Below are 23,634 nucleotides of genomic sequence, written 5' to 3'. Positions count from 1 at the left end.
ATATCAGACGGCTGTGCGACCGCCGTCTACGGGCAGCACCACGCCCTGGACGAAGCTCGCCGCGTCGCTGACCAGGTAGGCAATCGCGTCGGCGATCTCCTTGGCGGAGGCGGTTCGTCGGGCGGGCGCCTGGGCGGCGAGGGCGTCGAGGCCGTCGCCCATGCCGGCCGAGCCCTCTGTGCGGGTCGGGCCGGGTTCAACGGCGTTGACTCGCACCCCATGCGGGCCGAACTCGGCGGCCCACGCCTTGGTGAGCAGGTTCAGCGCGGCCTTGCTCGACCCGTACAACGCCATGCCAGGGACGCCGTACTCGGCGACCATGGTGCTGACGTTCACGATCGCTCCCCGCCCATGTGCGGCCATCGCCGGGGCCAGGGCCGCCACCAGGTGGAACGGCGCCTTCACGTTCAGGGCGTAGACGGCGTCCATGTCACTGTCCGGCGTCTGATCCGTCGGACCGAACGGGAAGGCGCCCGCGTTGTTGACCAGGATGTCCACACGGCCGCCGCCCAGGTCGCCGGCTTCCCGCGCCAGTTGCCGCACCGACTCCGCCTTGCCCAGATCGGCTGTGAGGGAGTCGGCCTTGCCTCCCCGGTCACGGATGGCGGCGACGACCGCCTCACCGCGGGAGCGGTCACGCCCCGTGACCAGCACATGTGCGCCGCGCTCCGCAAGCAGCGCTGCGGTGGCGGCGCCGATGCCGCTGGTCGCTCCGGTCACCAGGGCCACGCGTCCGGCCAGATCAAAAGAGCTCATGAGTTCGTCCTTCGTATCGGAAATGAGAGCGCAATCGGGTGCGGCCATGCCGCTTCCGTTGCCCGTCTCCTCGTTCGTCAGCTGACGTGATCGAGAGCAAATGTTCATTTCCTGGGATTCCGTCTCGGCCATTGGCGATTGCGATGGCCGCCATTAGCTCGACGGTGTTTAGGCGGCCGGGGTCCTGGCGGGATGCGCAGCACCGCCAAGGACCGTTCAAGGTGTGTGCCGTCCAAGGCGGCGCTTGCTGAACTCTCCGGAGTGTTGTCGGGGTGACGTGTACTGATCCATGCGGTGGGCCGGTGATATGCGGTACGCGCAGGGTGGCGGACTGACCGCGGAGCGAGCGGTTTCGCGAGCGGATCTGGTAGGAGGCGGGCGAGCGGTTCACTCGCGGTGAGAAGACCGCAGTGATCGCCAAGGATCTGCGGGTGAGTGAGCGGTCGGTGGAACGCTGGCGGCGTGCATGGCGGGGGTGGGATTGGCGCCCTCGTCTCGCCGGGGCCGCCCAAGCTTCCCAAGCCGTCCGATGGCCAGTTCGCCGAGGTAGAGAAGGAGCTGGCCCGCGGAGCCGCGTACCCGCAAGGGTGGCCGCTACGACGTCGTCGCCCACCCCGACGCCGGACATCCTGCTGAAGCCCGCCGCCCGGGAGACCGACCGCATCTGGGATGCCTACTCAAAGTGGATCCGTCTACACGCCCGTCGGTGTGCACCAGGTCGCCGGCCCGGACATCAACGGCGTCCACCTGTCCGCCCTGAAGAGCTACCTGCCGATCGGGCAGCTGGAACACGACACGGCTGGTGTCCACGACCGTGGCGCCCCCGGGGTCCACCTGATCACCTCGCCCGCCTGGTAGCACGACGGCTGCCTGCCAATCCGCTCGGCGACCACACGAACCCGGTCCGCTGTAGGTCACCGAGCCGCCCTGGTACTGCTGCGCCTGCCCGGGCCGACGTACGGGCCTGTGCTCCGGTCGGCTCAGCTGATAAGAGCTGGTTCGCGTCCCGTCTCGTGCCTGAAGATTCTCGGTGTGGCAGACACGGAACCCACCGAAGAAGAGACACCGGACGGGCTGCTGGGCTGGTGCCTGGTGGCCAACGTGGCGCAGGAAACCGCGCGCGGCGAGAGCGGTCTCGACATCCAGCGTGGCACAAAGCACTTCCCGGTAGGCGCCCTGCTGTGGATCCCGCCCATGCGCTGGGACCCTGGCTGGGGTCGCTGGCATGCGGTCGGGCGGCACAGAGGCAACGGCCGCCGGTACGTCAACATGGTCGTGCGCGCGGATGACCTGGAGAACTTCCGGGTCAAGGGTGTCTACAGCGAAGGTCTCGTCCGAAGCCTCAACGGCTACGATCACGACCCGGCCGCCCCGCGGACCCTGCAGAACCCGTGGACTCGCGAGCGGGCCCAGAGCTGGGCGGACGGCCGGAACCAACTCCGGGAGGGCATCGTTATCGACGGCCAGCGTCACCCGCGGATCTCCGTTCCCAACCCTCCGCCGGCAGAGCTCCAGGTCGGCGGCGAAATCCTGCACCTCGCCCAGTACGGCACCAGGGGACCCCACTACAGTCGCATGCCCCCTCCCGTGGAATGGGTCCCCGAGACCTGAGACGTGGCGTTCGAACGTGTGGGCGGGGAAGCTGACGCCGCTGGTGGGGAATTACGTGACGTTCCACAGCAAGGCCGCTGGTCACCTCATGGATGTCCGGGGTCCATGCCATGATCCGGCCTCATGAGTGACCATTCGCTTTCACCCGCTTGGCTGGCCTCGTGGACAGACAGAGTCTGGGGGACCCTCACGGCAATGACCGGCGAGTTCGAGCGTCGGCACGGCTTTCCCCCTGGCACCAACGAGGTCCGGCCGGCCAACCGCGACGATCAAACCGCGGCTCGCGCGCTTGCCCAAGCGAGCCTCATCTCGGCCGACCTGGTCACCTTCTACGACAGCATCGGCGACGTCACCTGGGCGGACATCGGCAACGGCTACTTCCTCGATTCGGCAAGTGACGTCCTTGTGCGACTCCAGGAGTACGGCGCTGTCGACGTCGGCGCGGACCAGAAGGTCCACGGACTGGTCATCGGCTCAAATGGCGGCGGCCTGTCCTACGTCGCGGGCCCTGACGGGTCGGTTCATCGGACACGGACGGCGTCGCTGGACGAACCGGAGCTCGACAAGGTAGCCGACGACCTGCGGCAGTTTCTGGAACTGCTGGAGCGATCCCTGACGCGGTTCGTCGCCGATGGCGAGCCGGGATCTCTGTAGGTCAGCCGGCGAGGCCCATTCTGTTAGCTGTTGTAAGGCGGCTCCCCACCTGTCCGGCTCGGAGAATGGTCAGTCGATACAGAACTCGTTGCCCTCGATGTCCAGCATCGGGATGCACGCATCATTGCCGTCGTACAGCGTTCGCACGTGTACCGCGCCGAGCGGGACCAGTCGCGCACATTCGGCCTCGAGTGCGGCGAGGCGCTCTTTACCCACGAGTCCGGTGCCGACCCGCACATCAAGGTGCCCCCGGTTCTTGACGGCCTTCCCTTCGGGGACGCGCTGGAAGTACAGTCGCGGGCCCACTCCTGAGGGATCTATGCAGGCGAACCATGAATCCCGCTGCTCAGGTGGCTGTGAACGATTGAAATCGTCCCACGTGGCAAACCCCTCCGGTGGCGGCGGTACGACGTACCCCAACACCTCGCACCAGAAGCGCGCGAGGCGCTCAGGTTCTGCGCAGTCAAAGGTGACTTGAAACTTCTTGATCGCCGACATCGGCACCATAGCAAGGGGATTCCGCCGCTCATATCCTCCGGCGGATCCACCCGCCACCCGTCGCGCCCTGGGCCACCTTGTAGACCAAGTGATCAAACCGGACAGTCCACGAGAACGACGCGACGTGGCAGCGGAGGGCCCCAGTGGTCCTCAGGATCCAGTCCTGACCAACCCCCCTCGTGCCATGATCAGTTGCGGGTCAACCCTCAGCTAGAAGCACTCGTTGATGCCCCTATAGAATCTCACCCTGCTTCCGCTCGTAGTGACGATATCGGCGCTCGTGGCCACCACGACTTGCTTGGAGTTGTTCACCAGGATGGAATCGGCCTCCTCTGCCCGACTTGCGGGGTTAGTTTTGTCCCCCGCCCTGACGCCCGGCCCATTTCTGCTAGCGCCGACGGCGATGCCGGTGACCGACTTCCTCAGTGTGTAAGAACTGGAACTGCTTTGGATTACATCGTTGTATGTGTCGCGCGCCACGACTTGCCTTGCGGTGAGCTTTACCGTGAATGTGCCGATGAGCGGGAAGTCTCGAACGACTGTGGATTGACAAAGGCCTTCGGTCTTTGACTCCTTGAGGCCCGAGACCAGGACGGGAACCAGAGGCGCAAGCGCGACCAGGAGTTCGGCGCGGCTTTGGATGCCGGCACGTGCCACCGCGCGCAAGATCGGCTGACGGCAAGGGGCTCGGCTTGCGGGCCTGCGGTGTGGTGTCTGCCCGGGCCTGGCTCACGGCAGATGGCAACCAGCCTCACTGGACAGCCTTCAGCGCGGCTCAGCCACCCGTGGTGTCCCATTTCCAACGACCGCAGGTGTCGCCGATGTACCAGGGTTTGTCGACGCAGACCCGGTACTTGATGCTCTGCCCCGTTGTGAAATGACGCCAGTAGTCCGAGTGTGTGCCGCAGCCCCCGGAGTTCGGAATGGTTCGTCGACTGGCTCCAGCCCTTTGATACTGCGCATAGACGGAGTGTCCGTCGCACTGGGTGTCGGAGACCCGGAAGTCGAAGTAATAGTGGTTCGGCCCAGTCCGGAAGAAATTCACTCGACCCGCTTCGGCCTGACGGTCATAGACCGAAGCCTGTCCCGTAGCGGATGCCGGTGTCACAGCGGCAACCGAGGCGATGGCAGCGGCAATCACTGTTACACCTGCACGTCCTAACCTGCGTAGATGCACCGCCGATGTCCTTTGCTGTGGCGAAGGGAGGCCCATACAACGCCAACGTCCCGTGGTTGAACCGGACACCACAAGAGTCAATTCGGCCAACAAGTGAAGACTTGCGCCTATTGGGGTGGGGCCGGCTCGTGTGCCAGCTGCAGGTCAGGCGGCCCCGCTCGCAGCGGGCCCGCACTGACGCGGGCGCCCACGCTGCTGCAGGTGCGCGTCGAGGCCGAGTACGCCAGGATGGCTCGCTCGTCGTTCACTCCGGCGCATCAGGCATCCAGGCACAGGCCAAAGCCCGGCCGGCTCGGGCCACTTCCTCACTGGTCTTCCGTCTGCGCGCCGGCGCCGCCGGGCTGTCCGCCCGTGTCCTATCGAGCGGTGCGGTTGCCGGCCGAGATGATTCGGTTCCGGCCGGGGAAAGGCCGGCCGTCGTCTCCGGCCGTTGCGCCCGTGAGGAGTTCGACCATGGAGCCCCGGAGGGGGCGCCGGCGGTCGAGACCTGCCGCTGGACCAGCTTTCGACGGCCTCGTCCGTGACGGCGAGCGCATCTGGCTGTCCGGGTGCGGCCCATGTGCTGTGGCTGCGGGGCCAGATACTGCCCTTCGGGCAGCTCACTGTGTCCCTGTCCTGCCGTGGGGGCAGTACGGTCGAGACCTGTGCGATGCGGGCCTGCGTGAAGAAGTCCGCGGCGGCAATGCGCGGGGAGTGCGGCGCTCTGGCGCGTACCGCTTCTCGATCTCGGCGCGCAGCAGGACCTGCCTCGTTGGTCTGCTTCGGCAGGAGCACGTCTGTTACTGCCGCCTGGGGTTGGGGCAGCGTCGAGCGGATCGAGGAAGCGTGGCAGGTTCTGGGTGAGGGCCGGGGTCCGTCTGCTTCGTGCCGGGTGGGGTGGGTGGGCCGGCGTCGGTGTCGATGAGTTGGCCGGTGTGGCGGTCTCGGGTTTGACGGGGCCGGGTTGCCTGGTGAGTGTTGTGTTGGTGCGCCTTACGGGGCGGCTTCTTCCAGGTCGGCTGCAGAATCGGCGGTGGCGAGCAGGGCGTGGACTGCGGCCAGGTCGGGGAGTGAGGGGCTTGCTCCGGGGCGGGTGGTGGCCAGGGCTCCGGCGGCCATGGCGCGTTGGAGGGCGGTGTCGGTGTCCAGGCCGGCGGCGAGGGCTGCGCCGAGTGCGCCGGTGAAGGCGTCGCCGGCCGCGGTGGTGTCGACGGGGGTGACGGGGAAGGCGGGGTGGTGCCGGACTGCGTGTGCGGTGACGGAGATGGCCCCGGCTGCGCCGAGGGTGATCAGTGCGTGGCGTACGCCTCGGTCGAGGAACCAGTGGGCGGCTTGTTCGGCGGTGTGGGGGCCGTCCACGGTGATGCCGGTCAGGGCGGTGGCCTCGCTCTCGTTGGGGGTGACGATGTCCACGTGCGCCCAGATGTCGTCGGGCAGCGGCTGTGCGGGTGCCGGGTCGAGGACGACGGTGTACCCGGCGTCGGTCCCTGCCTGGGCGGCGTGGCGGGTGACCTCGGCGGGGACCTCCAGTTGGAGCAGCATGACGCGCGTGTGATTGCGGGTTTTGGCGATGCTGGCGTCGACCATGTCGGGTGTGAGGGCGGTGTTGGCCAGTGGAGTGATGACGATGTCGTTCTCACCGGAGGCGTCGACGCGGATGTGGGCGACACCGGTGCGGTCGGGGACGGTGCGGATCTCGGAGGTCTGTACCCCGTGTGCGCGCAGGCCCTCCAGTGCGAGGTCGCGGAAGAGGTCCTGTCCGACGCAGCCGACCATCCAGGTGGGTGCGCCCGCCCGGGCGGCGGCGACCGCCTGGTTGGCCCCCTTGCCGCCGAGGACGAGGGTGACGTCGTCCCCCAGCACCGTTTCGCCGGGTTGGGGCAGCCGCCGACTGAACGCGGTGACGTCCGCGGTGATGCTGCCGACGACGAGAACACCGGTCCGGGGCATCGCGGTCCTCCTGCTGTTGTGGGCATGAGCGGGGGCACGGCCACGTGGCTGTGCCCTGCGCAGTTGTGCTGGTGCCTTGGTGTGGTGGGGCCTGGTCGGATCCCGTCCGGTCCCGGTGCCGGGCTGGTAGCGCGGCGCCCGGGTGGCGGGCTTGTTCGGGTCCGGCATTCCACGGCGGTAAGGCCGGTACGAGGCTGCTTTGTTGGTGGTTGCGGGCTATGCTCCGCCGACGGCGAATCGTCTGGTGATGGGCCGTTCCAGTGCGCTGATGGCCGTGTAGAAGAGCACGGACACGACCACGATCACGACGGATTCGGTCCACAGTGCATCGAAACGCGACCCTGCGTAGTCCTGGACGATCATCGAGCCGATTCCCTGCCCTGTCGCCAGCCATTCGGCCAGGGTTGCTCCGGCGAGTGCGCCGGGGACGCCGGTGCGGGCGGAGGCGAAGAAGGCCGGGAGGGCGTAGAGGATGCGCACCTTGCGGGTGGCCAGGGTGTCCGATCCGCCCAGCGAGCGGACGACGTCTGTGGCCAGGGCGGGGGCGGAGCGGAGCCCGACGACGACGTTGATGAGGGTGGGGAAGAACGTCACGATCGAGACGATGACGGTTACCCCGGTCAGTCCCCGCCCGAAGACGAGCGCCAGCAGGGGTGTCATCGCGACCAGCGGAACGGATCGCAGCGCGATCGCGACCGGCATGACGGCGCGTTCGAAGGTCTTGGAGGTGACGATGAGCAGAGCGGTGAGCGACGCCGCCAGGGTTCCGAACAGGTATCCCGCTCCGGCGTCGGTCAGGGTGATCTTCAGCCCGCTCCACAGTGACGCCCGGTTTTCGGATGCCTCGGGGCTGGAGGTGATGAACCGCAGCACGTCCAGGGGTGTCTTGGCGAAGTAGGCGTTGAGGTCGAATGCCGCGATCAGCGCGTACCAGCAGGCGATCACGATGGCGATGGATCCGGCGACGCCGAGGACGGGGATCGTCACCGCGGCCCACATCCGGCGAGGGGGCGGGGGCGGTTGGGAGACGGTCACGAGGGTGACGTCGTGGGCGGCCCACGGTGTCATAAGGCGTCCGATGACTCCGAAGACCAGGTATGCGAGACCGGCGAGGGCTGACATGACCAGTGCCACGGCCCAGGTCCGTGGCACCTGGAAGGAGGACTGGGCCTGGACGAGCATGACGCCGAGGCCTTGGCTTGCCCCGAGGTACTCGCCGATGATCGCGCCGAGCAGTGCCGCGGGCGCCGCGATCCTGAGTGCTCCGAACAGGCTCGGCAGCATGGCGAAGAAGCGGATCTTGAACATCGCCTGCCACTGGCTGCCGCCCAGGGACCGCACGACCTGCAGTGAGGCGGGGTCGGCGGAACGTAGTCCGAGCACCACCGCGATCAAGGTGGTGAAGAACACCGACAGCGCGGCCAGTGTCTGCTTGGGCGCGTCTCCCGGGAGCACGACGACCAGGATCGGGGCGATGGCGACCAGCGGGACGCAGAAACTGGCTACCGCGATCCGCAGCAGCAGACGCTCGACCCAGGGCACTTGGACGAACACGACGCCCAGTGCGAGTGCGGCGCCGTTGCCGACCAGGAACCCGACGCCGGCCACCGACAGCGTCGAGGAGACGTTGGGACCGTAGACCGGCAGGTCGTCCAGGAAGGCATGGATGACGGCCCACGGTGTGGGCACCACTCGCAGGCCGGTGAAGCTGACGGCCAGCAGTGTCCACAGCGCCACGATCACGGCGGCGGGCGCCAGCCGCAGCAGCGCGGACCTAAGGCCTGCCACCGTGACGGGTTCGGGGGCCCCGCTCATCGCGGCTCCCGGGTGGACTCGCCGTACAGGCCGGCCGAGAGGTGGTCGCACAGCTCGTGGAAGCGCGGCGAGCGCATAATATCCGCAGTGCGCGGGCGCTCGAGTTCGATGTCGAGCACCTCGACGACGCGACCGGGCCGGGCCGCCATCAGTACGACCCGGTCGGCGAGGAAGACGGCCTCGTTGATCGAGTGGGTGACCAGCAGTGTGGTGATGGCCCGTTCCTGCCAGATACGCTGAAGCTCCAGGTTGAGCCTGTGCCGGGTGACCTCGTCGAGGGCACCGAACGGCTCGTCGAGCATGAGGACGTCGGGTTCGAGGGCCAATGCCCGTGCCAGTGCGACGCGTTGGCGCATCCCGCCGGACAGTTGAGCGGGGCGGGCCTTCTCGAAGCCCTTCAGGCCGACGAGTGAGATCAGGTCGGCGATGGCCGCCTTGTCGGTGGGCCGGCCCGCGACCTCGTAGGCCATGGCGATGTTCGCGCTCACGTTGCGCCAGGGCAGCAGGGCGGCGTCCTGGAAGGCGACCCCGATGCGGTGCTGTCTGCGCACCGCGTCCGGAGCGCTGCCGTCCAGGGTTGCGGCGCCGCTGGTGGGGCCATCGAGTCCGGCGAATATCTTGAGCAGGGTCGACTTCCCGCACCCCGAGGGCCCAAGGAGTGCGGTGAACTCGCCGTGTCGGGTGGCGAGGTCGACGTTGGAGAGGGCGACCACTTCGCCCTGCTTGGTGGCGAACGTTCGGCCCAGGCCCTCGGCCATGAGGCCGCGCCGGGTGCCGGTGGTGCCCTGGCTCGGGACGGCGGTGGTCATGCCTGCCACTTTCCGGAGGCGAGCAGCTCCTTGATCCGGTCGAGGTACTGGTGATCGCGGTCGGGGAGTTCGTTCTCGACATGGGAGTGAGTGGTCCAGAAGTCCTGGACCGTGCGGCCCATCTCCTGGCCCCGCCGTGTGTGCACGTCCAGGGCCCAGTCGGGGAAATCGGGGCGCTTGCCCGCGTTGACGTCGTGGACGGTGAGGTTGGCCAACTCGTCGGTGGTGCGGTCCTTGGTGCGTCCGGTGAGGAAGCGGACGGCGTGGACGGCGAAGAGCCATCGGTCGCCGAAGCTGCGGTCCAGGCGCTGGTGCATCTGGTAGAGCGAGTTGATCACGATCGGCTCCTGGAAGCTGCCGTCGCCGGTGTCCTCGCAGCTGATCACCGACAACCGCATCCACAGGTGCTCTTCGAGCTCGGCACTGGTCTCGTACATCTCCCGCGCCACCAGCAGCGCGTTGTCGAGCAGCCCGCGCCGGATCGACTTCTGCAGCGCGGCGATCAGTTCATCGGCCGGGAACCCGTGCACGCTGGTGACGCGGGTCCACGGGTCTTTCGAGTGGTGAGCAGGCATGACTCGGCTTTCGTTGTGATGGGGCGGAGGGTGAGCGCGGCCCGGCGTCAGTCGACCGGCTTGGCGTCCGCGATGAGCGAGGTGTCGAAGAGCTGGTCCGCGGTGATGCGGATGCCCAGCAGGTTCAGGGTGGCGATATTGGCCTTCACGGTGGCATCGCTGATCGAGAGGAGGCCGTTGCGCTTGGTCTCGTCGCTCTGAACCAGGCCGAGGTAGGTCTTGGCGCCGAGTTTTTGCTGCGTGAGGTCGAGGTGCTGGTTCTTGCCGTACTTGTCCACGACGAGTTGTGTGGCGGCGTCGGTGTTGTCCAGAGCCTTGCGCCAGCCCTGGGCAAGAGCGGAGATGATCTTGACGACGGCGGCCCTCTTGGCGGGGTCGGCCAGGGTCTTGTCGCTCACCACGAGGGCGTCGGCGACGACGTTGTAGCCGTAGTCGCTCAACGGGAAGACCTTGGTCTTCACGCCCTGGGAGGCCAACGTGATCGGCTGGTTGTTGAGGAACGACGTGAAGGCGTCGCACTGGCCCGTCACCAGCGGTGACGGGTCGAAGTCCGCAGTGACGAACTTGACCTTGGCCATATCGATCTTGTTGGCCTTCAGGACCGTCTTCATCGTCTCCAGGCCGCTGGTCTGAATGCACAGCCGCTTGCCCTCAAGATCTTTGAGGGTGTTGACGGGCGCCTTGGCAAGCGACATGACGCTGGTCGGGTTGGTCTGCAGGGTGGCTGCCACGATCTTGATCGGCGCCCCCGCGATGATCGCCTTGGCCGCGATGTCGGCCGAGGTGAGGCCCACCAGGGCCTTGCCGCTCACGACCAGCGGCTCCACGGTGACGCTCGGCCCGCCCGGCGCGACGGTGACGTTGACTTTCTTGTCCTTGAAGTAGCCGGAATCCAGGGCCGTGTACGGCCCCATGTTCTCGACGTTGGCAATCCACCCCAGTTGCAGCGTCGCGTCCTTGGAGCCGGCAGCGGCGGACGAGTCGCCCCCGCAACCGGACAGGAGACTGACAGAGGCGACGGCAACCACCGAGGCGAGAACGCGGATGCACCGCGTACGGGCGTGACGGGACAGACGACGTGAAAGCATGATATGTCCTCATGGCGACAAGCGGGCGTCGTTGAGACGCCAGTGACGAATCCATGCCGACCCCACTGCCGTCCAGTCACGGACGGGCGCATGAGTGCAACAGTGACGTCGAGCGCGGCACACGGAAACCTGAAGAAACAGGCCCGAAAAAGGAGGTGTGCTAAAACCGCCTCGAAGGCCAGATGGGCACGAGGACGGTGCGGCTATCGATTCAGATCAGACCCGCGGGCGCGCGTGAGTTGGAACGCCGCCACGTTTCACCGAGGAGCCAAGGGCTGACGCTAAGCATCGCAGGCCTCCTCGATTCATCGCTCCACGACAGCGCCCGATGCGCTGCCGGGGGAAACAGTAAGCATTCCCGCCTGCTGCGCGCCATCCCCTCCAGGCACCAATTTAGAGAAATGCACGGCGCTTGCCCGGCAGGGGCGAACCTTGGCGACGTCATCCGTTGCCGAGACCGTACTCAGGTCTCAACATTCCGGGCATTGCGGCCCGGAAGGTCCGTCACATCACCACAGCGTGAGGGCTTCGGCTTGAGTACGGTCTCTCGTTTCTGTCTGCCGCTGGTGCGGCAGGGCTGCGCCACCTGCCCGCCCTGCCCGTCCTGTCCGCGCCGGGTGGCGGGGACGGGTGGTGCGGGTCTTCTGGTCGGCTCCACCAGGCTTCGGCGCTGATGCGCCCTGGTCTGCGGCCACTGTGGTACCCGTTACTGCCCTCGCCGCAAGGGCGGGGAGGTTGCGTGCTGCGTTCTCGTCCCGGTCTGTGACGAGTGGGCCTGCGACCTGGTGCTTGCCCCCTGTCGGCTAAGGCATGGGCCCGAGGTTGCCTTCAAGGACGGTCTGGATGATTTGGGGCCGGTGCCAGAGGGCCAGGATTTCGTTGGCGATGGCCACGATGGGCAGGGGGTCGTGGTTGCCGTGCACATGGATGGCGGCGGCCGACAGGCTGCGCGGGACGGCTCCGGCGTCGAGGAGGACGCGCCATTCCTCCGGGCCGAGTTCCAGGAACTCCAGTGTGGTGAGCTCGGCGATCTCCAGAGGATCGGTGAGCGTGCCGGGGTAGGCGGTAAGGGTTCGCAGGCGGGGTAGCTCGGTGACCGGGGCGAGGCTGAGTGGCTCGGCGTCCCATACGCCGATGGACAGGACCTCCAAGCCGGGGTGTGCGGTGGCCTCGATGTTTGGCGGGCTCACCAGTTGGAGTAGCGAAGCGTAGTGAGCCTGTGGCAGGGTGCTGCGCGCACGCCCGGCGTCCGGGCGACGTCGGGCACCCTCCTCGGTCGGGTCTTGCGGCCCGATCGACCAGCGTCCGCAGGGACGTGCCACGCGGGCCGGCGGCTCCTGTCGTTCAGTACCAGGGCACGAAGGCGATTGACTCCCAAGGCTGAGCAACGCTCAGGCGCGCTAAGCCAATCAGAGACGCTTCGAATATTGACGCGGGCCACGGCCGGCGGCTGGTCCCCGCCAAAGCCGCCACGTCGCTTACTGCGCTGGTTCATCACCAGGTCGGTGAGCGAGTCGGAGACCAGGCAGGCGCCGATGTCCTCCTCGTGGCTGAGGATGATGACCTGCCCGACGTGTCCGCGCGGGCCGGGTGTCAGATCGAGGGCCAGCCGGTCGCCACCGCACTTGTCCCCGAAGGCGATCCAGCCGGGTGAGCCAACCAGGCCCTGCACCGCGGCGTCGGGCGGGGTGACGACCGCTTCCATCGCCGCGAACTTCGAACGACAGTGGCGGGACGACGCGTCGGCGATGTACAGGTCGTCCAACGCGAAGAGCTCGCAGCCGACCGCCATGCATTCACGTTCTGCTGCCTGGTCGTCGTCGCCCCAGTCCTCCCACCGTGCCCGTGTCACCCGGTAGAGCACCTTGAGTTCCTCGGGCAGGGTGACGCCGAGCCGCGCTTCCGCAGCGGCGATCTCCGCCTCCGTCGCACCGATGGCGCCGGGCAACCGCTCACGGAGCGTCCGCTCCAGCAACGCCGGATCCGCCGAAGGGGCCGGCACCGCCCCAGGCACCGGGTCGGGAAGACAGAGCCAGGGCTGGGCAACGGCGCCCTCAACCAGGATGAGCGACCCCGGTGCGGGGTGCCGATGCCGGGCTCCACGGCCGGGCTGGGCCCGAGCAGGCGGAGTGCGGTCTTGCCGGCCGGCGATATCTCCGCTGTGAACGAGACGTCGTCGACACCGGCGTCCGCGAGCGCGTGACGCACCCGCTCCACCGCCTCCATCTCGTCTCGCATGTCCTCGGCCTGGGCGGCCCGACCGGGCGGGGGTAGCCGTCGCCGCAGGGGCAGGCTCCAGCCCTGCCGGCCGATGCGTCCCGCCACGCGGATGGACGGGGCAGCCTGCTCCTTCGCACCGCTGTCCCGCAGAAGCCGCAGCACGGGCTCCCAGGTCACGAAGTCGTGCACCGAGGGCAAGCGAGAATTCTGATCAACCAGGCGCAGACCGTACGCGGGTCCACTGACACCGAAGGCAGGGAGTTGCCCGGGCCGTCGGCCTGGCCGGCACGAACGGCGCAAGCCGGCCGGATCGAGCCTGAGCGGCGCTCGTGGGGAAGGGCCGCGGACCGGGCGACCGAGCACCGTCATGACCGGGCAGAGCGGCCCGGGTTCACCGCCGCGAACGTTGGTGCGCCCGCCCGCTCGTGACGACAGCCCGGCGGGGCCGCACCGCACCGGTCGGCGCCGCTGCCCGCGCCGGGCCGGCCCTGTGATGAAGGAGAGCAGCCATGACCGATGCACCGCCCGCCTGCCCCACTCGGCCGTCGACGGCTGACGGCCCAACCGGGCCCTCCGGCGAACTCCCGGCCGCCTACGCGCCCGATGTCCTTCATGAGGCAGTGGAAGCTGTGATCGTGGCGGATCGCAGCGGTGTCATCCGGAGATGGAACCCGAGTGCTGCCCGGATGTTCGGCTACTCCGCCGAGGAAGCCATGGGCCGGCCGGTGGACCTGATCGTTCCTCAGGAGCTCCGCGCGGCCCACCGGGGCGGATACCGGCACGCTGTGCCCCGGGGCGTGATGGCCGAGCTGGGCGACCTCGCGGCGGCACCGGCGGCGCGCAGGGATGGCACGCGCCTGTCCGTCGAGTTCCACGCCACGCTCCTGCACGATGACCGCGGGCATGTATACGGTGTGGCCGCCGTCCTGCGGGACGTCACCGCTGGACCTCCGGTTCTTCGCTGGACGTGCCCGTCGGGCCGGCGAGGGACGGTGCGGTGGCCTTCCACTGCCGCAGCAGGCTGTTGACCGCCTGACGGCCGGCGCGGTTGGAGCCGACGGTGGACTGGGAGGGTCCGAAGCCGACCAGGTGCACGCGTGGTTCGTCGGCCACCTGGGTGCCGCGCATGGTGATTCCGCCGAGCTCGTTGCGCAGCCGCAGGGGCTCCAGGTGCGCCAGGGCGGCTTTGAAACCCGTGGCCCACACGATGGCGTCGAGGGCCGTGAAGGAACCGTCCGCCTCGCGGACGCCGTCGGGTTCGATGGCCGTGAACATGGGACGGCGCCGCAGTGCCCCGCGTTCCTTTGCCGCCAGCGCGTAGGGAGTCCAGGCCAGGTGGGTGTAGGAGACGACGCTGCCGGTGGGCCTGCCCGCTTCGACGTCGGCGGCGACCTTGGCGACGATCTCACGGCCGGCGACCTCGCGCTCGAACTGGCCCTCGCGGAAGATGGGTTCGCGACGCGTGTACCAGAACGTGGTGGCCACCCGTGAGATCTCCTCCAGTTGCTGCAGTGCCGAGATGCCGCCGCCGACGACGGCGACCCGCAGGCCGGCGAACCGGTCGGCCGAGACGTAGTCATGGGTGTGCACCTGGATGCCGGTGAAGCTCTCCTGCCCCGGGTAGTGGGGTCGGACGGGGTTGGTCCAGGTGCCGGTGGCGTTGATGACCGCCCGGGTGGTCCACGTCCCCGCGCTGGACTCCACCACCAGCTCTCCGTCGGGCCGGTCGTCCACGGTCCGTACGGAGGTGACGGTCACCGGACGCAGGATCGGCAGGTCGGTCGCCTCCTCGAAAGCGGCGAAATAGCGCGGCACCGCCATGCGACTGGGCTCGTCGGGGTCGACGGGTGGTTGCGGGAAGTCGGGCAGGTCGAAGATGCCGTTCACGGTCCCCATCCGCAGCGACTCCCAGCGGTGCTGCCACGCCCCGCCGGCCGCCGGTTCGGCATCGAGTACCACGAAGGTCTTCTCGTTGCCGGGGCCGTGCGGGCCGGTCAGGGCGCTGGCGAAGCCGCGCCGCTTGAGGTGGTAGCCGGCCGAGAGCCCCGACTGTCCGCCTCCTATAACCACCACCGTCGCGCGTCGGCCTGCTCGCTCGTATTGCGCCAGTCCCCTTTCCGGGGCGGGTGCGTCAACGTACATCGGTCCGGTCACCATCGTGAGGGCGTGCGCTTGCGCCGGTGGCGAGTCGCATGAGGTCGGTGGTGAAGTCGACGCCGTCCAGGGACCGCTCGGCCCGTGTGGCGTTACCGCCGAACTGGTGGTCGTAGCTACTCCAGTTGCTGTCGGCGATTCTCCGGCCGGCTCCGCTGCGCAGCATGACGGAGAGCTCGTGTGCGGCTCGGGCGATGCGCTTGCCGAGGTCACTCGACGCCCAGTCCTCGGGTGCGGCGTACAGGGAGGTGGGCACCGGGATGGTGCGCAGGAAAGCGAACAGCGGCCGGAGCTGGTCGTCGACGACCATGGCGTGTCGTGTGCTTTGGCCCGTCGCGGCGAGGACGACGGGTTTGGCGATGAGCAGGTCGTTGTCGATCAGGTCGGCGAACGACTTGAACAGGCCGCTGATCCCCGCCTTGTAAACCGGTGTGGCGGCGATGATCGCGTCGGCCCGGGCGAGCAGTTCCATGGCCGACTGCACCTTCGGGCCCAGGATGCCGGAGACGATGCTCTGTGCGGTGTCCGTGGCGAGAGGACCGAGATCGAGCGAGCGCACGGTGGCTGTCGTGCCCGACGCCCCGAGGGTGTCGATTGTCTTTTGGGCTATGCGGTCGGCGAGCAGCCGGGTCGAGGACGGATCGCTGACGCCGGCGTTGACGACGGCGATCGTCACCGAGGTCGCGGCGGGGGTGAGGTCGTTCATGTGGTGTCCCTCGCGGGTGCTTTCGTGTGGTGGGCGGCGGTGGCCGGGGCCGCGGCGAGAAGTGCGCGGCCCAACTCGCGTAGCGTCTGCAGTTGTTCGCGAGTCAGAGCCCTCGTCATCGCGGTCGTGACGTGCCGGGCGTGTGCGCGGCCGAGGCGCCGTTGCACTTCACGGCCTTCGGCGGTGAGAACGATGCGGCAGGCGCGAGCGTCGTCGGGATCGGGCCGCCGTTCGACGAGCCCCCGCTTCTCCAGGCGGGCGACGAGGCGGGACACCCCTGCCTGGGTGAGCAGGGCGTCGTCGATCAGGTCGGTGATCCGCAAGCCGTCCCTCGCTCCGGCCAGCGCGTAGAGCACGCCGTACTCGCGCGGCGGGAAGCCACCCCAGTCGCCCTCGTACTCGAACTCGCGGGCGAGGGTCGCCTGGGCCCTAAACATCGCCTCCCAGGCCTCGTTCGCCAGTCGGCTGACGCCGGTCATCACAACGCCGCCGGGAAGCTGGCCTCGACGGCCGGGTCACTGTCCTGGTACGGCGAGGTGCCCGACAGGTTGTCGCCTCGGTTCGGGTTCGGGCGCGGCTGACGCGGCTCGGCATCGCCGTACTTCGCCTTGATGAGGGAAGCGTGCGTCGGGGCGTTGGGGACGCCGGGCTTACGGCGGGCCGCCATCTCCTTGCGCAGCACCGGCACCACCTCGGTGCCCAGCAGTTCGACCTGCTCCAGCGCCATGTCGAGGGGCAGGCCGAGGGCGTCGACGGAGAAGAGTTGGCGCTGGTAGTCCCCAAAGCCCTCCTGGAAGGTGAGGACCTTCTCGATCACTTCCTGTGGGCTGCCGACGGTCAGCGGCGTGCCCGCCATGTAGTCCTCCAGCTTCGAGCCGCGGAAGACCGGATAGTTCTCGAAGTAGGGCCGGTAGGTGTTGACCGCGTCCTGGGAGCGCTTGGCGACGAACGCCTGGCCGCCCAGTCCGACGATGGCCTGCTCGGCGGTGCCGTGGCCGTAGTGCTCATACCGTCGCCGGTAGAGTTCGACGATCGGCTTGAAGTGGAAGTTCGGGGCCAGGATGTGGTTGGCGAAGAACCCGTTGCCGTAGTACGCCGCCTGTTCGGCGGTCTCCGGGCTGCGGATCGAGCCGTGCCACACGAACGGCGGGACGTCGTCCAGCGGGCGCGGGGTGGCGGTGAAGCCCTGCAGCGGGGTGCGGAACTGTCCTTCCCAGTCGACCACGTCCTCTCGCCACAGCCGGTGGAGCAGGTTGTAGTTCTCCAGGGCAAGGGGGACGCCCTGGCGGATGTCCTTGCCGAACCACGGATAGACCGGCACGGTGTTCCCGCGGCCGAGCATCAGGTCCAGCCGCCCCTTGGCGACGTGCTGCACCATCGCGTAGTCCTCGGCGATCTTCACCGGGTCATTGGTCGTGATCAGGGTCACCGCGGTGCTCAGGATGACCCGCTCCGTCAGCGCCGCGATGTGGGCGAGCAGCGCCGGCGGCGAGGACATCACGAACGGTGGATTGTGGTGCTCGCCCAGCGCGAAGACGTCGAGGCCCACCTCGTCGGCCCGCCGGGCGATCTTGATCAGGTTGGCGATCCGCTCCGCCTCGCTCTGGGTGTGTCCCGTGGTCGGGTCGGGCGAGATGTCACCGACCCCGAAGATTCCGAACTGCATGTTGCGCTCCCTGTTGATACATGACTTCGCATGCAAATCAACAACATGACTGGGCATGTATTCCCCTGGAGTCGACCAGCGGCGCTGTGATCCCCGGCATAGCCCGTAGGGCGACTCGGGCGCCGACGGTGGCCACCTGGCGGGACGGCCCGGATCGGCAGCGCAGCGGCGACCGGGGGAGAGGGACGACGGCGAGACGCACGAAGGCTCCGCACCCCAACGACGCGGCCTCGCCCTGACCGCCTCGGTGCGCAGTGGGCGCAGCTCTTCGCGCTCGGCCCTCGTCAGCTCTCCCGGCGCCCCCTGCCCAGGGTCGTTCGCGTCCTGCGTGACCCGGTTCCGCAGTCCTTCGGGGCTGACCTCGATCTGACGGGCCACCTCGGTGACGGTCTTCCCGAAGGAGCGCACGAGCGCGACCGCGTCCCGTGTGAACTCCTCCGTGTACCGCCTGCTGCGGTCGAGGACACGTGGGCGATCGATCTTCCGGACGGCTGTGCCGGCGTGGTGATCACGTTGCTGGCGAGCCATGGGCAGCGGCCCCTCTACATGCCCGGCCGGGCCGTGAACCGTGCGTCTGGGAGCTGCCGAGGCGAGGGCAAGACCGACGCGCGCGATGCGCTGATCATCGCCGACCAGGCGAGGGTGCCTCGGGACCTCAGCCCGCTCAGGGCCGCGGACGAGGCCATGGCAGAGCCGAAGCTCCTCACAGCTCGACGCACCGACCTGGTCTGCGATCGCACCCGTGCCTCCAACCGCCTGCGCGGCCTGCTGGCCGGCATCTTCCCCGCCCTCGAGCGTGAGCTGAACCTGGCCGCCATGGAACCGCTGATCCTGCTGACGGGCTACCAGACCCCCGGCGCGATTCGCCGACTCGGCGCCAGCCGCCTTCAGAAGTGGCTGCGTAGCCGCGGAGCCCGCTGGTCAGCCGCGCTTGCCTGCACCGCAGCGGGAGCCGCTGGCCGACAGCACACCCTCATGCACCGACCGCACCGCGACCACCCGATCAGGGCCCCCTTCGACCAGACAAGCCCGTTTATCGGTAAGCGGAGGCTTGGATACCCGGCGGCCGAGCAGTTGGCCACCGGAACCTCGGTCATTGCGGAGCGCCCCAGCACGGTGTAGTCCAAGGGCATGACCGTCCTCGGAACCGGGATGCGCGCGGGCATCGTCGCCGGTGTGCTCAGTGGCGTGCCGTCGACGGTGCACGCCCTGGCCACGCGGCGCGATCCGCTGGCGGCGACCCGCGCGGCCGGATCGCTCCTGCTGCCGGACGAAGCACGCTCGTCGCGACTGCTCGCTGCCGCAATCCCCGTCCACTTCGGGCTCAGTGTGGGCTGGGGCGTGGCGCTCGCGGCCGTGCTGCCGCGGCGGGCGACCACCGCGTGGGGCGCGCTCGCCGGACTGGCCATCGCCGCGCTTGACCTGAGTGTGCCGGGTAGGCGTACCGCCCAGATCCGTGCGCTGCCACGGTGGCCGCAAGTGGCGGACCATCTCACCTACGGCGTGATCGCCGCAGTGGCGGTGGCCACCGCGCACAACGAGGAACACGGGATCCTCTGACCAGGTAAAACGGAAAACGCCACCGGTACGGCGCCGCACGGGACTGCACAATGTGTTCCCCATTTACGACTCAGTCGACATGGCGAAGTCCACACCCTGAGAAGTTGTTGTCTTTCCGGGCTTGATAGCTGTGTTTCCGCTGGTCAGGCATAGGGTCCGCGGTCTGCGAGTGCCGAAAACCCGATCCATGGCCTGTGACGTGCAGGTTCTCACGAACGGTCGTTGGCTGCTGGACAAGCGTGTCAAGCTGATCGATCGTGCTGCTACGACTGCCCTTTTGTGGGGGGAAGCTGAAGCTGGCCAAGCTCGGCAAGGCCGAGGAACCCAAACTCAGGCCGCCGTTCCGGCAGTTCGTCAACGGCATGCTGCCGAAGGTCGACTTCCCCGAGCCGCCATTGTGCGTGCCGCTTTCCCCCGAGGAGCGCGGCAAGGTCTTCGGACTGTTCGGCGCGGTCGCCGGACGGCGGATGACGGTGCGGTTGATGGGCCGGTCCGCGGTCGGCGGCCTGGGCGGGCAGGTGAGCGCCGGAGCGTTGTGCGGGCGATCTGTCAGACCTGTGTCCAGGTGAGGGGCTGGGCGGTGCAGGGGCCACCGGGGTGGACGGCGAGGTGGCCTGTAGTGACGTCGAGGGACACGGTGGCCAGGGTTTCCCAGCGCTGGCCGAGTGGCGCGGTCGGGGCCGCGTGGCAGCACAGGGCCGCGCCCTCGGCGAGATGGACGGTGAGGACCTGCAGCAGGGCGCCGCGGTCCGGGGCATCCAGCGGGCGGGTGCGTCGCTGCAGGGCCTCGAAGCGGTGGTAGGTGCCGGGGTCCTGCGTTCCGATGGTCTCTCCGGGGGACAGGTTCGGGGCGAGGAAGTGATTGGTGTGGAGCAGGTAGCCGTCGTCGCCGGGCTGGAGCAGGGCGGGACCGACCGGGCTGACTTCGACGGTGGCGGCGCGGGCGCGGCCTTCCTCGTAGTCGCACAGGGTGAGCGCGGAAGAGGCCGCGACCGGGGTGCCCATGGCCAGTGCCTTCGCCTCGTCGAGGGTCGCGCAGCGGTCGAGTACCAGGCGGGCCAGGACGTGGACGGGGAGCCATGGGCCGTGGTGTTCGGGGGACTGGTCGGAGCGGTGGCCGAGGATGTTGAAGTGGAGGCCGAGTCCGCGGGAGTTGACTCCGATCTTGCCGACGATGCCGTATTCGGTGAGCGTGCGCACCACCCGGCCGTCCGGGTGCTCGACGGTCCACACGAACCAGTTATCGCGCATGCCGTCGTGCCAGTCCCAGGCCTGGGTGGTGACCGGTGGGCCGCCGTCGGCCGGGGTGTGGACGACGGTCGAGCACTCCGGGTGCTGCTGCCCGAGTCGGCCGAGAATCTCCGTGCGGGCATTGAGCGCGGCGATCTGATGGGGCGGCAGGCCGGAGCCGCGGGCGATGCCGTCGATCTCGGCGGCTAGGTCGGGGGCCAGCGCGCCGATGTGCTCCAAGGCCTCTTGGCCCCACTTGGTGACGTCTTGCCGAGCCGCCCCGGCGGTAGCGAAGAGTTCGTTGTAGAACTCCCAGGTCCGCCGGATCTGGTCCGGGAAGGCGCGGCCGAGGAGCAGTCCTCGGTCGCCGGGGGCGGCGGAAGCTGATCGGAAGACCGTGGGGCTGGGCATGAAGTGGGTTCTCCTAATCCGAAAGTCGACGCGATGCACGCGACGATCACCCGTGTTCCCAAGCTGCGTCATACCGTCTTTCCAGCAGGTCGCGGCTCGGATAGGTGTCTGGTCAGTTGCTGCTGGTGCGGCCTGTGCCATACGGGAGAGCCAGGTCGTGAGCAGCGTTTCGAGTGTTGTGGTCTCGGTGGGCGTCAGCAGGTTCAGTAGGCGGCGCTCGTTGTGCATTTGGTCGGTGAAGGCCTGGTCAATGAGTTCACGTTCAGGTCCGATGGCGAGGACCTGAGGCACCATCAATGCGGCAGTGGTGCCCTGCAGGATGCGTACGCAGACCAACGGGACGGGGCTGCGGGGGAGTTCTGCGGCGTCGCGGCCGAGCCGCTTCATCTCCTGCACCGTGTGGATGACCCGCCAGTCGGACTGTGGCCGTCCGCTGCCTACGGGCGTACGCGGATGACTGTCTTCCCGCTGCGTCGCGTGGTCGGGTTGAGGGCACCGATGGCGTCATCGAGGCTCGCGACGTCACCGATGTTTGTCCGCAGCCGTCCGTCCTGTAGCCGCTGCACGATCTCACCCAGTTCGGCTCGATCGGCCTCGACAACGAAGTCCACCGCCAGACCGTCAGTGGGCCGCGCCAGTGCCGTGTCGCGCGCTCTGTCCTGGAGCTTCTCGCCGCTGATGGGCATGACGAAGGTCAGGCGCGGCGGCCGTAGGTGCGCGGATCCACGGGCTGCGCGGACTTGGGAAGCCCGCCGACCACGAGACGGTAGGACTCGATCACGAGTTCCTTCACCAGCTTCTCGTCGACGGTGTCCCCGCCTTCCACCGTGATCCAGTGCCTCTTGTTCATGTGATAGCCGGGGGTAATGTCTGCGTACTGCTCACGCAGCGCTGCGGCGTCGTCCGGATCAGCTTTCAGGATCACGACGGGGCGCCCCGGCATGTCGGTCATGAGCATGAAGACCTTGCCGCGCACCTTGTAGACCTCCCAGTCGGGGCCGAAAACATGCTCCAGGTCGGCGCCGGGCAGTTCCACAGTGCAGTCGCCCGCGATCTTCTGCAGCTCCTGTCCGTCCAAGGTGATCAACTCCGGGTGTTTAGATGAAGGTGAACAGCTGGGCGGCGTCGAATCGCGAGATCGGGCTGGTGTACACCCTCTCCGGGTCGGGGTAGCCCAGGGCCAGCAGCACCGTCGTGCTGTGTCCGGTCTCGCGGATCTTGAACGCCTTGTCGACACTGGTCGGGTCGAACCCCTCCAGCGGTGTGGCCTCGACGCCGAGCTCGGCGGCCGCCATCATGGTCAGGCCCACCGCCATGTAGGTCTGCTTCTCCATCCAGTGGTTCAGGTCTTTGTAGCCGTAGTTGCGCAGGTTGAGGAAGTCCCGGGTCATCGACTCCCACAGCTCCTGCTTTGACGGGTCAGGGAACCGGCCGTCGGCCCTCTCCTTGCTGAACACCGCCTCGAGGTGGCTGTCGGGCACGTCAGCCCGGGTGGTGAGGATGATGGTGTGCGACGCGTTCAGGATCTTCTCGCCGTTGTCCTGGAACCGCTCGCCCAGGTTGTCCGCGAGCTGCTTCTTCCCCTCGGGCGTGGCGAGGACGTAGAAGTGGTTCGGCTGGATGTTCACCGACGTCGGCGTGGAGCGCAGGAACCTCAGCAACTTCTCCAGGGTCTCTTCCGGAATGGTCTTGCTGGGGTCAAAATACCTGGTGAGGTGCTTGTTCATGAGCTTGTCGAGGTCCACGTCAGTCTGCCTTCTTCTTACGATCAGTGGTTGATGGGTAGAGATCCTCAAGGGTTCGGGCTACTTCTTGCCGGCGAGCAGTGCGCCGATACGGTCGAAGCTCATGCCCGTCGTCGCCGCGGCGAGGTCGCCCGCGACGAGCGCCTTGGTGGCGTGTTCGAGGGCCCCCATCGCGTTCGCGTAGAGCATCGGACCCAAGCTGATCCGCTTGACCCCGGCCTTTTGCAACTCCGGGACGGTCAGCACCTTGTCCGCCGGCGAGATGAGGACGTTGACCGGTGTCGGCGCGACGGCGGTGACGATCGCGACGAGTGCGTCGCGATCGGGTGGGAATGGCGCGTAGAGCACATCCGCGCCGGCCTCGGCGAAGGCCGTCAGACGCCGGATGGTGTCATCGAGATCGGGCCGCCCCTGGATGAAGTTGTCGGTCCGGCCGGTGACGACGATGCGCCCCTTGGCCGCGTCGACCGCGCTGCGAACGCGGTGACGGCGTCGTCGAAGCCCCGGATCGGCCGTTCGGGATCACCCGAGGTGTCCTCGATCCCGATCCCGGCCAGCCCAGACGCCACGGCCGCCTCCACCGTCGCTGCGACGTCCTGCGGCGTGTCGCCGTACCCGTCCTCGAAATCGCCGTTGACGGGCAGCCCGGTGAGCTGGCCGAGCAACCGCGCATGCTCCAGGTGCTCTTCGCGGGTGACCTCGTGCCGCCCGTCGAGGCGGCCGAGCGTGAAGGCAAGTGCCGCCGACGACGTCGCGATCGCCTCGAAGCCGGCATCGGCCAGCATCAACGCCGACAGGCCGTCCCAGGCGTTCGGCATGACGAACCCGCCGTCACGGGTGTGCAACGCCATGAATCTCTCGTAGAGCTCAGAGCCCGGCACGTTAAGCCCTTTCTTGAAAGATCATCGGATCGGTGAGAGGGGTACCGGGGGGCGGGCGCGGCCCCGGGCGGCGGGTGGGAACAACAAACCGTCCGACCCCCCCACCGGGGGGGGGGGCTTTGGTGGTGGGGGGTGGGGAGTTGACAACT

At 68.2% G+C, this 23,634-nt stretch carries 23 protein-coding genes and 5 pseudogenes; 7 read left to right on the top strand and 21 right to left on the bottom strand.

From position 1 onward, the window contains the following. Window positions 1–3: 3 nt before the first annotated feature. Window positions 4–756: an SDR family NAD(P)-dependent oxidoreductase gene (locus tag ABZ904_RS38285; RefSeq protein ID WP_361828749.1), complete on the bottom strand. Its 753-nt coding sequence runs from the start codon at window positions 754–756 to the stop codon at window positions 4–6. 669 nt (window positions 757–1,425) lie between these two features. On the opposite strand from ABZ904_RS38285, the gene ABZ904_RS38280 reads away from it, so the two are divergent. The 3 genes from ABZ904_RS38280 (at window position 1,426) to ABZ904_RS38270 (ending at window position 3,021) form a co-directional block, all read left to right on the top strand. Next, window positions 1,426–1,614 carry a hypothetical protein gene (locus ABZ904_RS38280; protein ID WP_361828747.1) on the top strand — a complete coding sequence of 63 codons (189 nt, stop codon included), beginning with the start codon at window positions 1,426–1,428 and terminating at the stop codon, window positions 1,612–1,614. Between the two features lie 174 nt (window positions 1,615–1,788). Beyond that, the gene (locus tag ABZ904_RS38275; protein WP_361005351.1) at window positions 1,789–2,367 is read left to right on the top strand and encodes a hypothetical protein; all 579 of its coding nucleotides are present in this window, start codon (window positions 1,789–1,791) and stop codon (window positions 2,365–2,367) included. A 195-nt stretch (window positions 2,368–2,562) separates the two neighbouring features. After that, window positions 2,563–3,021, top strand: a complete 459-nt coding sequence (locus tag ABZ904_RS38270) for an SMI1/KNR4 family protein (protein WP_361005354.1) — start codon at window positions 2,563–2,565, stop codon at window positions 3,019–3,021. A 69-nt stretch (window positions 3,022–3,090) separates the two neighbouring features. Here ABZ904_RS38270 and ABZ904_RS38265 read toward each other — a convergent pair whose 3' ends face one another. The 10 genes and pseudogenes from ABZ904_RS38265 to ABZ904_RS38220 all read right to left on the bottom strand — a co-directional run. Further along, on the bottom strand, window positions 3,091–3,519 hold the full coding sequence (locus ABZ904_RS38265; RefSeq protein WP_361005357.1) for a VOC family protein: 429 nt from the start codon (window positions 3,517–3,519) through the stop codon (window positions 3,091–3,093). 210 nt (window positions 3,520–3,729) lie between these two features. Then, window positions 3,730–4,176 (bottom strand): DUF6230 family protein, encoded by a 447-nt coding sequence (locus tag ABZ904_RS38260; protein WP_361005360.1) that lies wholly within the window; start codon window positions 4,174–4,176, stop codon window positions 3,730–3,732. Window positions 4,177–4,294: 118 nt separating this feature from the next. Continuing rightward, on the bottom strand, window positions 4,295–4,660 hold the full coding sequence (locus tag ABZ904_RS38255) for a hypothetical protein (RefSeq protein WP_361005363.1): 366 nt from the start codon (window positions 4,658–4,660) through the stop codon (window positions 4,295–4,297). Window positions 4,661–5,668: 1,008 nt separating this feature from the next. Continuing rightward, on the bottom strand, window positions 5,669–6,625 hold the full coding sequence (gene rbsK, locus ABZ904_RS38250; RefSeq protein ID WP_361005366.1) for a ribokinase: 957 nt from the start codon (window positions 6,623–6,625) through the stop codon (window positions 5,669–5,671). A 216-nt stretch (window positions 6,626–6,841) separates the two neighbouring features. After that, window positions 6,842–8,440 carry an ABC transporter permease subunit gene (locus ABZ904_RS38245; protein WP_361005370.1) on the bottom strand — a complete coding sequence of 533 codons (1,599 nt, stop codon included), beginning with the start codon at window positions 8,438–8,440 and terminating at the stop codon, window positions 6,842–6,844. Further along, the gene (locus ABZ904_RS38240) at window positions 8,437–9,249 is read right to left on the bottom strand and encodes an ABC transporter ATP-binding protein (protein ID WP_361005373.1); all 813 of its coding nucleotides are present in this window, start codon (window positions 9,247–9,249) and stop codon (window positions 8,437–8,439) included. The genes ABZ904_RS38245 and ABZ904_RS38240 overlap by 4 nt, the downstream gene beginning before the upstream one ends. Continuing rightward, a complete protein-coding gene (locus ABZ904_RS38235) occupies window positions 9,246–9,824 on the bottom strand; it encodes a hypothetical protein (RefSeq protein ID WP_359410126.1) in 579 nt (192 codons plus the stop codon). Before ABZ904_RS38235 ends, ABZ904_RS38240 begins: the two co-directional genes overlap by 4 nt. A 47-nt stretch (window positions 9,825–9,871) precedes the next feature. Next, entirely contained in the window at window positions 9,872–10,912 is a 1,041-nt protein-coding gene (locus ABZ904_RS38230; RefSeq protein ID WP_361005376.1) for an ABC transporter substrate-binding protein, read from the bottom strand. A gap of 803 nt (window positions 10,913–11,715) precedes the next feature. Then, a pseudogene (locus ABZ904_RS38225) lies at window positions 11,716–12,090 on the bottom strand (SMI1/KNR4 family protein); the annotation flags it as partial. A gap of 236 nt (window positions 12,091–12,326) precedes the next feature. Beyond that, a pseudogene (locus tag ABZ904_RS38220) lies at window positions 12,327–13,330 on the bottom strand (SMI1/KNR4 family protein); the annotation flags it as partial. Between the two features lie 311 nt (window positions 13,331–13,641). Between ABZ904_RS38220 and ABZ904_RS38215 the strand changes: the two are divergent. Continuing rightward, window positions 13,642–14,160 carry a PAS domain S-box protein gene (locus ABZ904_RS38215; RefSeq protein ID WP_361828743.1) on the top strand — a complete coding sequence of 173 codons (519 nt, stop codon included), beginning with the start codon at window positions 13,642–13,644 and terminating at the stop codon, window positions 14,158–14,160. On the opposite strand, the gene ABZ904_RS38210 is transcribed toward ABZ904_RS38215, so the two are convergent. From ABZ904_RS38210 to ABZ904_RS38190, 5 genes and pseudogenes are all read right to left on the bottom strand, one after another. After that, on the bottom strand, window positions 14,069–15,205 hold the full coding sequence (locus ABZ904_RS38210) for an NAD(P)/FAD-dependent oxidoreductase (RefSeq protein WP_361828741.1): 1,137 nt from the start codon (window positions 15,203–15,205) through the stop codon (window positions 14,069–14,071). The two genes, ABZ904_RS38215 and ABZ904_RS38210, sit on opposite strands and share 92 nt — an antisense overlap. Window positions 15,206–15,263: 58 nt before the next feature. Then, window positions 15,264–15,992, bottom strand: coding sequence for a CE1759 family FMN reductase (locus tag ABZ904_RS38205; protein ID WP_361828739.1), 729 nt, complete (start codon window positions 15,990–15,992; stop codon window positions 15,264–15,266). After that, the gene (locus ABZ904_RS38200; protein WP_361828737.1) at window positions 15,989–16,471 is read right to left on the bottom strand and encodes a MarR family winged helix-turn-helix transcriptional regulator; all 483 of its coding nucleotides are present in this window, start codon (window positions 16,469–16,471) and stop codon (window positions 15,989–15,991) included. Before ABZ904_RS38200 ends, ABZ904_RS38205 begins: the two co-directional genes overlap by 4 nt. After that, window positions 16,471–17,658 (bottom strand): CE1758 family FMN-dependent luciferase-like monooxygenase, encoded by a 1,188-nt coding sequence (locus ABZ904_RS38195; protein ID WP_359410140.1) that lies wholly within the window; start codon window positions 17,656–17,658, stop codon window positions 16,471–16,473. Before ABZ904_RS38195 ends, ABZ904_RS38200 begins: the two co-directional genes overlap by 1 nt. Window positions 17,659–17,913: 255 nt before the next feature. Further along, a pseudogene (locus tag ABZ904_RS38190) lies at window positions 17,914–18,186 on the bottom strand (transposase); the annotation flags it as partial. Here ABZ904_RS38190 and ABZ904_RS38185 point away from each other — a divergent pair. The 3 genes and pseudogenes from ABZ904_RS38185 to ABZ904_RS38175 all read left to right on the top strand — a co-directional run. Further along, window positions 18,118–18,636 (top strand): annotated as a pseudogene (locus ABZ904_RS38185) (IS110 family transposase); the annotation flags it as partial. The pseudogenes ABZ904_RS38190 and ABZ904_RS38185 overlap by 69 nt on opposite strands. A gap of 153 nt (window positions 18,637–18,789) precedes the next feature. Next, window positions 18,790–19,218, top strand: coding sequence for a hypothetical protein (locus ABZ904_RS38180; protein WP_361828735.1), 429 nt, complete (start codon window positions 18,790–18,792; stop codon window positions 19,216–19,218). A gap of 257 nt (window positions 19,219–19,475) precedes the next feature. Continuing rightward, window positions 19,476–19,787, top strand: a complete 312-nt coding sequence (locus tag ABZ904_RS38175) for a hypothetical protein (RefSeq protein ID WP_361828733.1) — start codon at window positions 19,476–19,478, stop codon at window positions 19,785–19,787. Here ABZ904_RS38175 and ABZ904_RS38170 read toward each other — a convergent pair. The 5 genes and pseudogenes from ABZ904_RS38170 to ABZ904_RS38150 all read right to left on the bottom strand — a co-directional run bounded on the left by ABZ904_RS38170 (window position 19,768) and on the right by ABZ904_RS38150 (window position 23,422). After that, window positions 19,768–20,859 carry a C45 family peptidase gene (locus ABZ904_RS38170; RefSeq protein ID WP_359410707.1) on the bottom strand — a complete coding sequence of 364 codons (1,092 nt, stop codon included), beginning with the start codon at window positions 20,857–20,859 and terminating at the stop codon, window positions 19,768–19,770. The genes ABZ904_RS38175 and ABZ904_RS38170 overlap by 20 nt on opposite strands. 437 nt (window positions 20,860–21,296) lie before the next feature. Then, entirely contained in the window at window positions 21,297–21,545 is a 249-nt protein-coding gene (locus ABZ904_RS38165) for a hypothetical protein (protein ID WP_359410706.1), read from the bottom strand. Between the two features lie 8 nt (window positions 21,546–21,553). Continuing rightward, a complete protein-coding gene (locus ABZ904_RS38160) occupies window positions 21,554–21,937 on the bottom strand; it encodes an MmcQ/YjbR family DNA-binding protein (RefSeq protein ID WP_361828767.1) in 384 nt (127 codons plus the stop codon). A gap of 19 nt (window positions 21,938–21,956) precedes the next feature. Continuing rightward, complete coding sequence (locus tag ABZ904_RS38155; protein ID WP_361828730.1) at window positions 21,957–22,604, bottom strand: nitroreductase family protein; 648 nt, start codon at window positions 22,602–22,604, stop codon at window positions 21,957–21,959. A gap of 60 nt (window positions 22,605–22,664) precedes the next feature. Then, window positions 22,665–23,422 (bottom strand): annotated as a pseudogene (locus ABZ904_RS38150) (isocitrate lyase/phosphoenolpyruvate mutase family protein). Window positions 23,423–23,634 lie beyond the last annotated feature (212 nt).

The sequence above is a fragment of the Streptomyces sp. NPDC046900 genome, from assembly GCF_040644975.1.
Taxonomy (GTDB): Bacteria; Actinomycetota; Actinomycetes; order Streptomycetales; family Streptomycetaceae; genus Streptomyces.
Note: the sequence above shows the minus strand (reverse complement) of the source record. Positions and strands in the feature narration are given on the sequence as shown.

Coding starts and splice junctions, on each gene's coding strand:
- ABZ904_RS38170 (WP_359410707.1), bottom strand. CDS start 20,859: ATGCCCAGCCCCACGGTCTTCCGATCAGCTTCCGCCGCCCCCGGCGAC.
- ABZ904_RS38240 (WP_361005373.1), bottom strand. CDS start 9,249: ATGACCACCGCCGTCCCGAGCCAGGGCACCACCGGCACCCGGCGCGGC.
- ABZ904_RS38205 (WP_361828739.1), bottom strand. CDS start 15,992: ATGAACGACCTCACCCCCGCCGCGACCTCGGTGACGATCGCCGTCGTC.
- ABZ904_RS38280 (WP_361828747.1), top strand. CDS start 1,426: ATGCCTACTCAAAGTGGATCCGTCTACACGCCCGTCGGTGTGCACCAG.
- ABZ904_RS38285 (WP_361828749.1), bottom strand. CDS start 756: ATGAGCTCTTTTGATCTGGCCGGACGCGTGGCCCTGGTGACCGGAGCG.
- ABZ904_RS38195 (WP_359410140.1), bottom strand. CDS start 17,658: ATGCAGTTCGGAATCTTCGGGGTCGGTGACATCTCGCCCGACCCGACC.
- ABZ904_RS38245 (WP_361005370.1), bottom strand. CDS start 8,440: ATGAGCGGGGCCCCCGAACCCGTCACGGTGGCAGGCCTTAGGTCCGCG.
- ABZ904_RS38165 (WP_359410706.1), bottom strand. CDS start 21,545: ATGCCCATCAGCGGCGAGAAGCTCCAGGACAGAGCGCGCGACACGGCA.
- ABZ904_RS38235 (WP_359410126.1), bottom strand. CDS start 9,824: ATGCCTGCTCACCACTCGAAAGACCCGTGGACCCGCGTCACCAGCGTG.
- rbsK (WP_361005366.1), bottom strand. CDS start 6,625: ATGCCCCGGACCGGTGTTCTCGTCGTCGGCAGCATCACCGCGGACGTC.
- ABZ904_RS38265 (WP_361005357.1), bottom strand. CDS start 3,519: ATGTCGGCGATCAAGAAGTTTCAAGTCACCTTTGACTGCGCAGAACCT.
- ABZ904_RS38270 (WP_361005354.1), top strand. CDS start 2,563: ATGACCGGCGAGTTCGAGCGTCGGCACGGCTTTCCCCCTGGCACCAAC.
- ABZ904_RS38215 (WP_361828743.1), top strand. CDS start 13,642: ATGACCGATGCACCGCCCGCCTGCCCCACTCGGCCGTCGACGGCTGAC.
- ABZ904_RS38230 (WP_361005376.1), bottom strand. CDS start 10,912: ATGCTTTCACGTCGTCTGTCCCGTCACGCCCGTACGCGGTGCATCCGC.
- ABZ904_RS38200 (WP_361828737.1), bottom strand. CDS start 16,471: ATGACCGGCGTCAGCCGACTGGCGAACGAGGCCTGGGAGGCGATGTTT.
- ABZ904_RS38180 (WP_361828735.1), top strand. CDS start 18,790: ATGACCGTCCTCGGAACCGGGATGCGCGCGGGCATCGTCGCCGGTGTG.